Below are 14,416 nucleotides of genomic sequence, written 5' to 3' on the forward strand. Positions count from 1 at the left end.
TGCTGAAAAGACTTGGTTATCGGCCCAGCACGTGCGATGTCCAACCTTCGCACGGGTCGATCGCAGTCAATCGCGTGGACGCCAACTTGCGCCCGCACTTCGTTTGAAGTTCTCCGCGATGGCGATCTCTTTGCTACGAAACGAGCTTCCACGTCACGCGAGGACGTTCAGGCGAAAAAATCCGCATCCTCTTCCATAAGATATTTCTTAGCACGCTCAGCATCTATATCGACGCCCAGGCCCGGAGCCTCTAACACGTCCACCATGCTGTCCTTTACGATCTTCGGCGGCAGGCCAATGACCAGATCCTCCCACCAGGCGTCGGAGGCGCTTGGATATTCGAATGCGACATAATTTGCCGGCAAGGTGGCGCAGACATTGATCAGCGCTCCTAGGCCCAAAAGGCCGTTGGCAGTGCCATGCGGCGCCATCAGGATCGAGTGCATGTACGCATGCTCGGCAACCCATTTGAGTTCGGCAATGCCGCCAATGTCAGCTGGATCCGGCCCGATGACGCGCACTGCCTGCGTCTCGATCAATTCCTTGAAATTGTGCCGCAGGTAAATTTGCTCACCGGTATGGATCGGTGTCGAGGTGGAGGTGGTCAGTTCGCGATAGGCCTGGGGATTGACCCAGGGAACATAGTCCCCGGTCAACATATCCTCGAGCCACATCAAATTGTACTTCTCCACCGCTCGCGCGAACTTAATCGCATCCGGCAGCATCCAGCCCGGCCCGCAGTCGAGCGCTAGACTGACCTTATCGCCCAGCACCTCCTTCATCGCGATCACGCAGTCGAGCATGTGGTTGAAGCCGCGCTCGCTGATTACGCCCTGATCCATTGCGCCGTGATAGCCAGCCTTCTTCTGCGTTACGCCGTAGTGGAAGCCCTCGATGCTGTCTTTCATATTCGAATGGAACGAGATCCCTTGCTTCACCATAAAGAAGTTCTGCGGCTGCTCCATCATCCATTTGACGTCGGCAGCGTAATCCTCCGGCCGATCGCCGGTGCGCTTCTGGCGGATAGAGCCATTGTAGACGCGCACCTTGTCGCGTACCTTGCCACCGAGCAGCTTGTAAACGGGGACGCTCGCCGCCTTGCCGGCAATATCCCACAACGCATGCTCTATTGCGCTGACCGCAGCCCCATATGGCTTGAAAGACCCGCGTTGGCGGATTTTCAGCATCACTCTTTCGACGTCGGTCGGGTCTTCGCCAATCAGCGCATCGCGGAAATGCAGCACAAACGGTTTTAGGTAGGACTTCGTGAATTCGACTTCGCCAAGCCCATAGAGGCCCTCATCCGTCACGACACGGACGATAGGATGTTTGCCGATAACGGCGCAGCGCAGATCGGTGATCTTCATCTTCGTTCCTCCTCGCTTCAGCTCCAGGTACGATCCCAGGAATACTCGTTGTCCCAGCGGTCGGTAGGCTCCCAAATCCCGGCAACGCCCGGCTGCAGATGACGTGAGATGAATTCATCGACGACGTCGTCTATCCCCAGGCCCGGCTTGTCCGGTACGGTGATGAAGCCATCTTTGACGAGAGGCTTTGGGAGGCCGGTGACGATGTCGTCCCACCAGTCGACATCGGCCGAATGATATTCGAGCGCCATGAAATTCTCGGTCGCGGTCGCAACATGGGCAGCCGCCATCGCGGCGATGGGGCTCTCCGCCATGTGGATTGCCATCGCGACACCGTATTCCTGTGCCATGTCGCCGATTTTCTTGGTTTCCAGTATCCCCCCACTGGTCAGCAGATCCGGATGGATAACGGAGACGCCGCCGCCGTCGAGAAGCGGCTTGAACCCCTCCTTCAGGTAGATGTCCTCGCCGGTACAGATCGGGACGGTGGTCGAATCCTGCAGCTGACGATATTGCTGCGCATATTGCCAGGGGATCACGTCTTCGAGCCAGGCCGGGACATATTTCTCGATCCGCCTGGCGAGGCGAATGCCGTTCTGCATCGAAATATGGCCAATATGGTCGATTGCCAGCGGGATATTCATGCCGATGACTTCACGAACTTCGGCGATGTACTTCTCAAGCAGGTCAAGGCCCTTGTCTGTAAAGTGGAGGCCGGTGAACGGGTGCTGAACGTTGTGCAGATCGTAGGCGGCATTGCGCAGACGGCGCTCATCGATGGTTTTCAGCGGCCCACGCACCGGGCTTTTGCGGTATCCCTCGAGCGATCCTGCGGGAAACACGACAGCTCCTGGCACATCAGCAATCTGCATCAGCCCGAGATCCATCTTCAGGAATGTGAAACCGAGTTCCATGCGCTGCTTCAGGCGCTTTCCGGTCTCCGTGCCGCTCGGCACGGTGGCGTCGGTATCGCAATAGACGCGCACCTGCTCGCGAAATCGTCCGCCAAGCATCTGGTAGACCGGAACGCCATAGGCCTTGCCGGCAAGATCCCACAAAGCAATTTCAACCGCCGACACGCCACCGCCCTGGCGCCCGTGTCCACCAAACTGCTTGATACGCCGGAACAGGCGATCGATGTCGCAGGGGTTCTCCCCCAGCAAGCGGCTTTTCAGCATAAGAGCGTAGGTCGCGCTAGCCCCGTCTCTAACCTCGCCGAACCCGACAATTCCCTGGTTCGTATAGATCTTGAGAAGCGCAGAGGTGAACGGGGCACCGTTGATCTCGGCGACCCGCATATCCGTGATGCGAAGTTCGGACGGTTTTGAATTCAAGTTTATCCGATTGAGCGCTTCTTCCGCTCCATCTACCTCTCGCATGATTTGATTCCTCGTTCTAGTCGATAGGGCTTGTCGCCGCACGGCCGACACAGCCGAAAACGTCGGTCAGTCCAATTCAATCTCGTGGTCTTGAAGGTAGTCGCGGTTCATCTCGACGCCGAGGCCCGGCTTTTGGGCAAGCCTGAGATTGCCGTTCGAGACATCCAGCGGCCGGTCGATAAGGTGATCATATTTGCCGAGGTTCCATTCCGACGTCTCAAGCTTGTAGAAGTTCGGGACGGTCATCATCACCTGCGCGCCCGCAACCACGTTGATCGGGCCGGCGGCGTCATGCGGGGAGACCGGGATATAATAGGCCTCGCACAGCGCCGAGATCTTTTTGAGCTCGGTAATGCCGCCGGTCCAGGTGACATCCGGCATGATGTAGTCGGCGAGCTTGTTTTCGAGCACGGGAACGAAGTCCCACTTGGTATGACCACGTTCCCCCCATGAAATTGCAGCATTTACCTTTTCCCGGACCTGTTTGAGCGCGTTTAGACTCTCGGGTGGGCAAGGCTCTTCGAACCAGTCGATCTGGCCTGCTTCTTCAAGGCTGCGGCAAAGACGGATGGCGGTTGGGACATCGAACCGGCCGTGGGCGTCAATGAGAATGTCGACGTCCGGGCCTGCTGTCTTGCGGATCAGTTCCGTCAGCTCGGCGGCTTCGCGTTCGTCCCTGCGGGTCATGCTGCCGTCGAGATAACCGTCCCGCTGTTCACGCGCGATTCCATCGGCACCGCGGCCTTGATGAGGGAACGGATCGAACTTCAGTCCTGTGTGGCCGGAATCGACAATATCCCGAATTTCGCGGATGACAGCCTCTTTGCTGGTGAATTTCGCCTGGTTGGGATGGGTATAGAGGGCGATCTCGTCGCGCACAGGCCCGCCAAGTAACTCGTAGATCGGCTTGCCGAGGACCTTGCCGCGGATATCCCACAGAGCGATGTCGATGGCGCTTACGCATTCGACCGCAGCACCCCTGCTGCCCATGTATGTGAAGCTGCGGAATATTTTGTGCCACAGATATTCGATACGGGCAGGATCTTCGCCTCTGAGAGCCTGACCGATCTGGCGAAGGATTGTGCAGAGCGCGCGATTGGCGAGCTTCGTCGTGGTTGTTATTTCGCCCCAGCCACTCACCCCCTCGTCTGTCGTTACCTCCACGAAAAGGAATTCTCCCCAGTAAGACGCATCGGACTTGATGAGCCACGGCCGTACGCTTGTGATTTTCATCTGGGCTACCTTTTGAACTGAGCAGATGTTTGCCGGCTTGTCCTATCCCGCGCGGGCCGCGCTACGTGCCCTCATATGTTCCAGGAGATGTCGGCCCGAACCCTCGACGTGGCGCGCAATGAGTTCGGCTGCCGCATCAGCATTTCCGGCCTTCACGAGCGCAATAAGTTCACGGTGTTCGCTAAGGATGGCTGCGCGCCGGGCGAGCGTGAAGTTGAAACGCCGGCCGACCGCTCTCAGAACTTCACGATGCTTCCACCAAAGCTCGGCGGCGTGGCGGTTATAGTGTTTCTGATACATCACCGTGTGGAAAGCGGTATCCAGCTCACTATGCTTGAATGGGTCGCTGAAGTTGTTCTGCTCGATCAAATCCTGAATGCGCTCGAGTTCTGCGATGTCTTCCACGGTCGCCATGGTGACGAACCATCGCGTCAGTGCCGGCTCGATCAACACGCCAATCTCGTAGACATCCCGAACGAAGTCCTGATCGATAGGCCGCACACGCGCACCGCGGTTTGGCACGAAGGTAACGAAACCTTCGCCACGCAACAGCTGCAAGGCCTCGCGAACCGGATTGGTCGATGTGCCGTGGCGTCGGGCGAGATCGGTAGCAACCAGCCGCTCGTTTGCTGCAAGCCGACCCTCGATGATGTCATCTCTGATCAGTTTGTAGAGGGTGGCTCCCTCGCTCGATGCGCCATCTGCGTCGATGCCTTCGGGTGGCATGGCTCTGAACTCAGTCGTCTCGGTCAAAATGTTCCCCATGAATACTGTATTTTCCCAATTATCATGCAAATCTCAGCCAAACAATGTACGATTTTGTCGATTGACATACATTCCTTGATCTGAAAACGTATAATCTGCGTCATGGGATACACTGGCTTGAGGAGGTCAGTCCCACGAGCGTGGACCGCCTGCCCTGAGCAGAGCGGCTTGGGAGAACCTGGAGGATACCTATGACGAGGATTTCACTCGGAGGTGCCGTCCTGCGCAGCACCGTCTCGACTGCTATGCTGGTGTCTATGCTGTCTACTTCCGCTTTTGGCGCGTCGGTGGACTTGAGCAAGTGGTCACCGGACTACGTTCGTTCTATTGCTGGCACACAGGACTTCGATACCGCGGCCGATTGCAGCAAGGTTACGCCCCTGGACTACAAAGGACGTCTGACGTTCTGGTACCAGGGTATCTTCGAAGGCGATCCAGACTCGCTGCGGCAATATTACAAGGATTTCTTTGCGACCTTCCGCAAGACCTACCCGAATATTCAGCTCGAGGAACAGGGGCTGACTTACAACGACCTGCTCGATAAATTCCGCACCGCACTGCTCGGCAATGCCGCTCCGATGGCGGTTCGCCTGCAGATCCTGGGAGGCGTCGAGTTTGCTGCCAAGGGCTATCTTCAGCCTCTGAAGCCAGAGGATGTTGGTTATTCAACGGATGATTTCTGGCCTGGCGCCATGAAGGCCGTCAGCTGGGACGGTGTGCCCTACGGCATTCCGACCAATAACGAAACGATGGCCTTCATCTGGAATGCCGACATATTCAAAAGAGCTGGCCTCGACCCCGACAAGGCTCCAGCAACCTGGGACGATGTTGTCAAGTATTCCAAGCAGATCCACGACAAGCTTGGAATCTCGGGCTACGGCCTCGTGGCTCGCAAGAACGCCGGCAATACGCCTTACCGCTTTATGCCGCAGCTTTGGGCCTATGGCGGAGGTGTCTTTGACGAGGCATCCAAGGATCCGACCTACAAAGAGGTTGAACTTGCCAGCCCTCAAAGCAAGGCCGCATTGCAGGCTTCCTATGACATGTATGTTCGTGACAAATCCGTACCTGTCTCAGCTCTTACAAACCAGCAGGCAGACAATCAGCCGCTTTTCCTGGCTGGCCAGCTTGGTATGATGGTTTCTCATCCGTCTGACTACGACGTCATGCTGGATCTGCAAAAGAAGGCGACCGCTACGGATAAGGAGAAGGCGCAGACGGTCATCGACAATATGCGTTACGGACTCATTCCGACCGGCCCCGACGGCAAGCGTGCCGTTGTCTTTGGCGGTTCAAACATTCATATCCTCAAACCCGAATACGTGGAAGGAGGCAAGGTGGACGAACCAGCCGCGAAGGCTATCGTCTGCATGTGGTCCAGCCCTGAATGGTCCTTGAAGTTGGCCTATGTCGGCTCGAACCCAGGCAACCTCAACGGCTTCAAGACCAAGTGGATGAAGGACCGTCTGGACAAGATCAAATTCCTTGACGTCACCACATCGATGCTGCCGTTTGGCATTCCGTTCCCCGCACTACCGCAGTCTCCCGAGATCATGAACATCATCGTACCGGAAATGCTGCAGAACGCTTTGACTGGTGCGATGACGGTCGACCAGGCAGCCGACGATGCCGCCAAGAAAGTTAAAGAAATAATGGACGGTGGGCTCTAGCCCAGATCCGACGATCTAACCGGCTGCTGAGAAACCCGCAGCCGGCTTTGTCTCAAAGGATGAGGGCCTAGCGTAGTGGCGATCTTGACTGGAAAGGCAGACGTTTCCCGGCCGCTTGAACAATACAGGCCCGGTTTGTTGCGAAAGATCTGGGACCATCGTGCTGACTACGCATACGTTCTGCCGTCGATCGCAGTGATGCTCATCGTGATAGCATACCCGATCTACTATACGATCGAGCTGTCTTTCTTTAACACGCCGCCCGGCCTACAGCTCAAAGACAAGATTTTCGTCGGCCTCGACAACTACACCGCCATCCTTAAAAGTCCGGTGTTTTGGACTGTGACCAAAAACACCCTCATCTGGACCCTCGGGTCAACTTTCATCTCCTTCGTTCTTGGGTTCGCCTGTGCTTTGGCGCTCCATCGTGACTTCGCCGGCCGTGCAATCCTGCGAGCCATCCTGATCATCCCCTGGGTCATCAGCGCAGTCGCCGCATCCTACATCTGGAAGTGGATCTACCATTCGGACTTTGGCGTGATCGGCGCGGTATTGGTCGGCGTAGGCCTTGCCGACCGGCCACCGAATTTCATCGACAGTGTCGATACGGTGCTGCCCTCGCTTATCGTCGTCAACATCTGGAGAGAGTTCCCGTTTGCCATGATCATGATGATGGCTGGCCTACAAACAGTGCCCGATCAATTGCTGCGTGCGGCGAAAGTTGACGGCGCCAATGCCTGGCAGCGGTTCTGGCACGTCACCTTCCCGCATGTCAGAAATGTCTCCACGGTAACGATCCTGCTCTTGGCGGTGGCCAACTTCAATTCCTTCATCATCCCATGGATCATGACGGGCGGGGGACCATCGAACGCATCGCACATCTGGATCACGCATATCTATGAACTCGCGTTCGGACGCCAGCGGTGGGGTGTGGCATCGGCCTACTCGGTCCTGCTGTTCTTGATCCTGATGTCTTTCGGCTACTTCTATGTTCGCGCGCTAAGCGCCAATGGGCAAAAGGAAGGAAGCGAATGAGCACAATTCCCGGGACCGCGCAGACCAGGCAGGCACGCGGCCGCACAACCATCGACGGATGGCGGTGGGGCGGCCGGGTGTTCCTGCTCTTCATGCTGCTCTACACAGCTTTGCCGATGGTCTGGATGCTGCTGACATCAATCAAATCTGGTTTTGCCGCAATGCAGTTCCCGCCCCAATGGTGGCCGGACCAACCCACTCTTGCCAGCTACCAAAAGCTGCTTGATCCCCAAAACAGCGTCGGCCAAGACTTCCTGCGTTTCTTTTGGAATAGCCTTTTCGTGTCCACGGCGACTACAATAATGTCGGTTGTCGTGGCGGTACCGGCTGCCTACGCGTTTTCCCGCTTCACCTTCCCGGGACGGAACTTCCTGTTTTTCGCTGTCTTGCTTCGCAATATGTTCCCGGCAGTCATCTTCCTCGTGCCGCTGTTTATTCTCATGCGCGCATTAGGGCTGGTGAACACCCATGGGTCCCTCGTCCTGACCTACCTTACATTTGGCTTGCCGCTCGCAATCTGGCTCCTCAAAGGCTTCTACGACAATATTCCGATCCAACTGGAGCAGGCCGCACGCATTGACGGGGCGACCCGTTTCCAGGCCTTCGTGCTGATTGTCGTGCCACTCTCAACGCCTGGGATCATCGCTACAGCGATCTATTCGTTTATCGGCGCATGGAACGAATACATTTATGCCTACACGTTCCTGTCGAAGAATGAACAGTTGACCCTACCCGTTGGCATCCAGCGTTTCTTCTCGGAGAACACCACCGACTTTCCCGGTCTCATGGCGGCCAGCTTCATCATGAGCGTACCGGTCGTCGTCCTTTTTCTGCTTCTGCAACGATACTTCGTACGCGCCCTCACCGAAGGCGCAGTCAAGCATTAGGGAGTTGCTCGTGGCCCATGTGGTCCTCAAAGATCTGATCAAGAATTATGGCAGCTTCAATGCTGTGAAGAGCGTCACGCTGACTGTTAACGACGGCGAGTTCGTGGCACTCGTCGGCCCGTCAGGCTGCGGCAAGACGACAACGCTCAACTTGGTGGCGGGGCTGACGTCTGTGACGTCTGGCGATATTGTCATCGGCGACCGGGTGGTCAATGATCTCGACCCCAAGGACAGGGACATCGCGATGGTGTTCCAGAACTACGCTCTCTATCCTCAGAAGTCGGTCTATAAAAACCTGGCCTTCCCGCTGCAGATGCGCAAACTGCCAAAGGACGAGATCGACAGGAAAGTCAGGGAAGCTGCACGCGTCCTGGACATGACGCAGTTGCTGGAGCGCAAGCCGCGGGAGCTTTCGGGCGGCCAACAGCAGCGCGTGGCGCTCGGCCGCGCCCTCGTACGCGATCCGGCCGTGTTCCTGATGGACGAGCCGCTCTCCAATCTCGACGCCAAGCTCCGCGTGCAGATGCGTTCGGAGATCAAGCGTTTTCACCAAGATCTGAAAGCCACAATCATCTACGTGACGCACGATCAGCTTGAAGCGGTCACGATGGCCGACCGGATGGCGGTGATGAACGGAGGCTATCTGCAGCAATACGATACGCCGGCACAAGTCTTTGCCAATCCCGTGAACATGTTCGTGGCAAGCTTCGTCGGCAGTCCGGCGATGAGCCTCGTTCCGCTGGAAGCATCCACCGCAGGAGGCAATACGGTCTTGACCAGCGCGGAAGGTTGGCGACTGGAACTTTCGCCGGAGAATGCCAGGAAGGTCGCCAAAGCGGCATCCAAGAAGGTCGTGCTCGGTGCGCGTCATTCGACCATCAAACTGCATAAGACTGCGACCCCAGGAACTGTCCCCGCCAAAGCCTACACGGTTGAACCGACAGGAGACGTCACTTTCGTACAGGCCTTCCTGTCCGGCGCTATCGTCAATATCAGCGTGCCGCCAGCCGTTGTCGTCGCTCCAGATGAACCGATCTGGCTGGAGTTCGATCAGGAGCGGATCCACTTGTTCGACGGCGAAACAGAAATGGCTCTCAAGGCAAATTGAGATGACGCGCATGCGCAACACGAGGCGTCGATGACGACGAAACTTAAAATCACGGCGATCAAGCCATATCCGATCTGGGTCGGCATCCGCAATCAGATGCTGGTCAAAGTCGAAACAGATTGCGGGATCTTCGGGTGGGGCGAGAGCGGCTTAAGCGGACGAGAGCAAGCAGTTGCGGGCGCAATCGAACATTATCGCGAATTCCTGATCGGCCGCGATCCGATGCAGATAGGGCGGATATGGCAAGAGCTTTATCGCAGCCAGTATTTCGAAGGCGGGCGCGTTTTGCAGGCAGCGATTTCCGCGATCGATATTGCCCTCCATGACATCAAGGGTAAGGCGCTGGGCGTACCGGTCTACGACCTTCTGGGTGGCAAACAGCGCGAGCGCATACCGACCTTTGCCTCTACCGGCGATGAGGCGGAGGGCGATGCTGCGATTGACCGTGCGAGCGAGCTGCGCGAACAGGGTTGGCAGGCGATCCGCTTCTTTCCGGCCGGACAAAGCAACCGCGAGGTCTTCGAACCACGAGAGTCGATTGGCGCGACTGCGGCGGTGCTGAACAAGGCCCGCGAGGTTCTGGGCGACAACGTCGTCCTCGGCATCGACTATCATCACCGGCTATCGGTTGCGGAAGCTGCAAGCTTCTGCAGCAAGCTCGGGAGTGGCGTACTGGATTTTCTTGAGGAGCCAATCAGGGATGAGACCCCAAGCGCATATGAATCCTTGCGCAAGATGACCAACATTCCATTTGCCATAGGGGAAGAGTTCGCCAGCAAATGGCAGTTTCTACCCTTCATCGAGCAAGATCTTCACCAGTTCAACCGGATCGACGTCTGCAATGTCGGCGGCCTTACCGAAGCTATGAAGGTCGCCGGTTGGAGTGAGGCGCATTATGTCGATCTGATGCCGCACAATCCGCTTGGTCCTGTATGCACGGCCGCGACGATCCATTTTGCGGCTGCTGTAGCCAACTTTGCTTGGTTGGAGACCAGAGCTCCTGAGACGAAACTTGGCTTTGATAACTCTGACTTCTTTCCCGTGCAGCCGAGGCTCGACGGGACCGACTACCCGGTCAACGCCCTGCCTGGGCTCGGCGTTGAGGTAAACGAGGATGCAATTGCGGCACAAAGCTTCCGCTTCTGGGAAGCCCCTCACCTCAGGCGCCGTGATGGTTCCGTCACCAACTGGTAATCCACTCAACATTGGAGCTTGTCATGACGCAGACGCCCGACATTACGCGACCACCCAAGGAATTGATCGATGCATTAAAGGAGATTGGCGCGGCGACGATTTCCGGCACACTCGGGCATATGGGGTTTCGCAATCCGCACATGGTCGGTCCCACTTCACAGAGACGAGGCAAGTCGATCGTCGGACCGGCACTGACGCTCCAGTTCATGCCCCAGCGGCCGGATCTCTTTAGCGAAGGAGAGTATGCTGATCCTGAAACGCAGCTGCATCGCCACGTCCTCTACCACGTCCAGGAAGGCGATGTCGTCGTCGTCGATGCACGTGGCGACATGAGCTCCGGCGTCTTCGGCGACATGATGTCGACCTATTTCAAAGGCCGCGGCGGTGCTGGCATCGTCATCGACGGATGCATGAGAGACAGGCCCAATGTCGAAAAGCTGGATCTTTCCCTGTGGCTTCGCGGCTGGACGCCAAATTATCACGTCCAGACGAGCATCTACCCTAACGCTGTCAATGTTCCGATTGCCTGTGGCGGTGTCACGGTAATTCCAGGTGACATCATCGTGGCTGATGATGACGGCGTGGTGGTGCTTCCCGTCGCGATGGCCCGCAAGGTTATCGAAGAATCGCAAACGCATCACGACTGGGAAGAATTTTCGCGGATGAAACTCATGCAGGGCGGATCTCTGCAACGCTATTATCCACTGCACGACGATGCCCGCAGTGAATACGAGGAATGGAGCAGGACCAATCCGCCTGGAAGAAGGTAGGCGATGGGCGGGACGGGTATCCAATGATCTGTGTGATACCTGTGCGATCTCCAAGAAACGAGATATGGGCTTTTTTTATAACTCGATGTCTAGCCTGGTGAACCGAGACCTCCAAAGGCGCAGATCTCTATTCGCTGGTCTGCGAAACGATCGTATTTTTCGGCTTGTTGACTGATCTGCGGGTGAACAGTACCTTACGAGGCAGGTCGTTAGGCTTGTCCTCATATGACAGATCAATCTCTTCAACGCCGCCTTGCTGCCATTGTCGTTGCTGACGTGGTAGGATATTCGGGCCTTATGGAAGCCGATGAAGCCGCAACCTTGGCGAACGTCAGGGAGCTGCGCTTTGGAATTATCGAGCCTGCTGCGACGCGCCACAAAGGTCGCATCTTCAAGGTTCTGGGCGACGGATTCCTGATCGAGTTCGGTAGCGCAATGGATGCGGTCAAAGCAGCGTTGGAAATTCAACGAGCCACCCTTGCTGTTGAGGATCTCGGAGACCGGCGCCTCCTCTTGCGGATAGGCGTGAACCTGGGGGATGTCATCGACGACGGTTCAGATCTGCTTGGCGACGGGGTAAATGTCGCGGCGCGCCTTCAAACGGCGGCCGCACCGGGCGGCATTTGCATTTCAGCGGACGTTCATGGCGAGATCGCCGGCAGTATCGACGAGCGGTTCTTCGACGCAGGCCAATGCCACCTGAAGAACCTTATCCGCCCGGTCCACGTCTGGCACTGGCCAGATCAGTTGCAAAGCATCTTCCCGCTGCCCGATGGCCCCTCGATCGCGGTGTTGCCTTTCACCAATATAACCGGGGATGAAGCGGACGGCTATTTTGTCGACGGCTTGACAGAGGATCTGATCACCGACCTCTCTCGAAGGCCTGGACTGTTCGTCATCGCGCGCAGCTCGGTGTTCGCGTACAAGGGCAAGCAGATCGACGTGCGGGTGGTGGCCCAGGACCTCGGTGTCCGCTTTGTCCTGGAAGGGAGCGCGAGACGCTCAGCGGGCCGTGTTCGCATCAATACGCAGCTGTTCGATGCCCGTGCCGGCCAGCACCTGTGGGCTGATCGCTTTGACAGGACGATGGAAGATGTCTTCGAGCTACAGGACGAAGTTAATGCCAAGATTGTTGAGGCGCTTGTCGGACGGCTGGCTGTGCCGATACAACGTAATCGGCCGAAGCACTTTGAGGCGTACGATCTTTGTGTCCGCGCTCGGCGCTTGACGGAAGAGTCGCCGCATACCGCGCGCGAGGCCTATATGCTGCTCCAACGTGCTGTTGAGCTTGAGCCATCATATGCCGAGGCGCTTGGGCTGCTCGCCTATAATCGGTGGCTCGCCTGGACTCATTTTGGAGAACCGGAAGATCTCAATCGCCGGACAGCGACGACGTTCGCGCAGAGAGCAGTCAGCCTCGATCCAAACGATGCCGGGTGCCGTTATGTTCTGGGGACCATTTTAGCTTACGAGCGGCGATGGGAGGAATCAGAGGCGGCCTTCGCCAAGGCCCTGGAGCTGGATCCCAACCATGCTGATACCTGGGCGGCGATGTCGGACATGTCAGTTCTCGACGGCAGGGTCGCCGACGGACTGGCACAGATCGAGAAGGCGCTGCGGCTCAATCCGCATCCACCCTGCTGGTATCTTTGTCATCTTGGACAGGCCCAATACGCTACCCGCAATTATGACGGGGCGAAGGCCACTCTCCGCCGGGATGAAACCTACCGAACCAACTCACGTAAATTTCTTGCTGCCTCGCTTGCACAATTGGACGACCTAGAAGAGGCTCGTCGCGAGGCAGAGCTGTTCTTGATCGCCCACCCCCATTTCACGATCAACCATTGGCTCAGTTCCCAACCGCTGCGTGATCCATCTGTTGGAGACCATTTTGTCGACGGTTTCCGCAAGGCAGGCCTTCCGGAGGGATGACAGAAGAGTTGAGCAACTCCACTAACAATGCGATCTTGTCGCCACGGACACCGAGTTAACGTGCCCAGGCGGCATACTTGCGGAGTCCGCGGAGGCCGTCCGCTGTTTCGAATTGAACAAGTCCGGCGAACTTCCTGAGCGCCGGTCCGTTCGCACCCAAGAACGTTGCGGCAACACATCACTGTGACGGCTTGAGCAGGCCAGAGGATGCCGGAAATTCAACGGTCGCTGCCAGTCCCCCACCTTCCCTCTGCTTGAGATGAAGCGGTCCGCCGAAGAGCCCGACAAGCTCCCGTGCTATCGAAAGGCCGAAACCGTGTCCGGGGAAGTCTCATCCAGCCGCACGCCAGGTGAGACCGCCTCGGGGTCAAAGCCAGCGTCGATGCCCGGCCCATCATCCGTCGTCTTCGACCAGCAATATGCGCATCGTGAACCCAGTTTCTCTGATGTCTTCATGAGAACTAGGGCGCGTTTGCTTAACTGAAACTGAACCGCGACGTTCAGCCTGCGTCGATCCGGACACGCCTATCATCCTCCAGTCAAAACGAACTGGAGACAGCATCATGTCCATGGAAAACGACGCTCCCGGCACCTCGCCTGAGCGGCCGGTCCGCAGGGCCGGCTCGCGCCGGCCGGCAACGCATCTGGCGGCTTTTGGAATTGCGGCCTTTGCGGTCCTTGCAATCGGTGCGGCCGGCGGTGCCGCGGCAATGAAATTCACCCGGCCCGGCATCGAGCTTGCACCCTTGACACCCACCTCGATCTCCAGCCTCAAGGACGATTGGGGCGTGGTGACGCTCAAAGGCAAGGTCACGGAGATCTACGGTAACAAGTTCATCGTTCAAGACGAAACCGGCAAGGCCTTGATCGAGACCGGTCCGGCCGGCGATGACGGCAAGCTCGTTGCTGTCGGCGAACCCATCAGTGTCCAGGGCCGCTTCGACGACGGGTTCCTGCATGCGAGCTACGTTGTTCATCAGGATGGCAAGACCGACGCCCTTCGCCCGCCGCCTGGACCTCCCCCGCATGGCGGACCGCTCGGCAATATGTCGCACGAGATGAAGCCCTGAAGCTTC

General features: G+C 57.4%; 12 protein-coding genes and 1 pseudogene. 8 read left to right on the forward strand and 5 right to left on the reverse strand.

The window, feature by feature from the left end; genetic code table 11:
- Positions 1-167 precede the first annotated feature (167 nt).
- The 4 genes from J2X43_RS28260 to J2X43_RS28275 form a co-directional block, all read right to left on the reverse strand.
- Positions 168-1,367 carry a mandelate racemase/muconate lactonizing enzyme family protein gene (locus J2X43_RS28260; RefSeq protein ID WP_112386826.1) on the reverse strand — a complete coding sequence of 400 codons (1,200 nt, stop codon included), beginning with the start codon at positions 1,365-1,367 and terminating at the stop codon, positions 168-170.
- Positions 1,368-1,384: 17 nt separating this feature from the next.
- Positions 1,385-2,746: a mandelate racemase/muconate lactonizing enzyme family protein gene (locus J2X43_RS28265; protein WP_310300507.1), complete on the reverse strand. Its 1,362-nt coding sequence runs from the start codon at positions 2,744-2,746 to the stop codon at positions 1,385-1,387.
- Positions 2,747-2,812: 66 nt separating this feature from the next.
- Positions 2,813-3,979 (reverse strand): mandelate racemase/muconate lactonizing enzyme family protein, encoded by a 1,167-nt coding sequence (locus J2X43_RS28270; RefSeq protein WP_310300510.1) that lies wholly within the window; start codon positions 3,977-3,979, stop codon positions 2,813-2,815.
- Positions 3,980-4,021: 42 nt separating this feature from the next.
- Entirely contained in the window at positions 4,022-4,732 is a 711-nt protein-coding gene (locus J2X43_RS28275) for a GntR family transcriptional regulator (protein ID WP_112386891.1), read from the reverse strand.
- A gap of 203 nt (positions 4,733-4,935) precedes the next feature.
- Between J2X43_RS28275 and J2X43_RS28280 the strand changes: the two genes are divergently transcribed.
- From J2X43_RS28280 to J2X43_RS28310, 7 genes are all read left to right on the forward strand, one after another.
- Entirely contained in the window at positions 4,936-6,414 is a 1,479-nt protein-coding gene (locus tag J2X43_RS28280) for a sugar ABC transporter substrate-binding protein (protein ID WP_310300513.1), read from the forward strand.
- A gap of 75 nt (positions 6,415-6,489) precedes the next feature.
- Positions 6,490-7,449, forward strand: coding sequence for a sugar ABC transporter permease (locus J2X43_RS28285; protein ID WP_310300516.1), 960 nt, complete (start codon positions 6,490-6,492; stop codon positions 7,447-7,449).
- Positions 7,446-8,336, forward strand: a complete 891-nt coding sequence (locus tag J2X43_RS28290) for a carbohydrate ABC transporter permease (RefSeq protein WP_112386821.1) — start codon at positions 7,446-7,448, stop codon at positions 8,334-8,336. Before J2X43_RS28285 ends, J2X43_RS28290 begins: the two co-directional genes overlap by 4 nt.
- A gap of 10 nt (positions 8,337-8,346) precedes the next feature.
- Positions 8,347-9,444, forward strand: coding sequence for an ABC transporter ATP-binding protein (locus J2X43_RS28295; RefSeq protein WP_310300520.1), 1,098 nt, complete (start codon positions 8,347-8,349; stop codon positions 9,442-9,444).
- Between the two features lie 30 nt (positions 9,445-9,474).
- Positions 9,475-10,638 (forward strand): mandelate racemase/muconate lactonizing enzyme family protein, encoded by a 1,164-nt coding sequence (locus J2X43_RS28300; protein WP_112386819.1) that lies wholly within the window; start codon positions 9,475-9,477, stop codon positions 10,636-10,638.
- Positions 10,639-10,661: 23 nt separating this feature from the next.
- Positions 10,662-11,408: a ribonuclease activity regulator RraA gene (locus tag J2X43_RS28305; protein ID WP_310300523.1), complete on the forward strand. Its 747-nt coding sequence runs from the start codon at positions 10,662-10,664 to the stop codon at positions 11,406-11,408.
- Positions 11,409-11,633: 225 nt separating this feature from the next.
- Positions 11,634-13,340: an adenylate/guanylate cyclase domain-containing protein gene (locus tag J2X43_RS28310; protein WP_310300526.1), complete on the forward strand. Its 1,707-nt coding sequence runs from the start codon at positions 11,634-11,636 to the stop codon at positions 13,338-13,340.
- Positions 13,341-13,518: 178 nt separating this feature from the next.
- Here J2X43_RS28310 and J2X43_RS31170 read toward each other — a convergent pair.
- Positions 13,519-13,653: pseudogene (locus J2X43_RS31170) on the reverse strand (hypothetical protein); the annotation flags it as partial.
- Positions 13,654-13,903: 250 nt separating this feature from the next.
- On the opposite strand from J2X43_RS31170, the gene J2X43_RS28315 reads away from it, so the two are divergent.
- A complete protein-coding gene (locus tag J2X43_RS28315) occupies positions 13,904-14,410 on the forward strand; it encodes a hypothetical protein (protein ID WP_310300528.1) in 507 nt (168 codons plus the stop codon).
- Positions 14,411-14,416 lie beyond the last annotated feature (6 nt).

The organism is Rhizobium sp. BE258 (assembly GCF_031457345.1).
Lineage (GTDB): Bacteria > Pseudomonadota > Alphaproteobacteria > Rhizobiales > Rhizobiaceae > Rhizobium.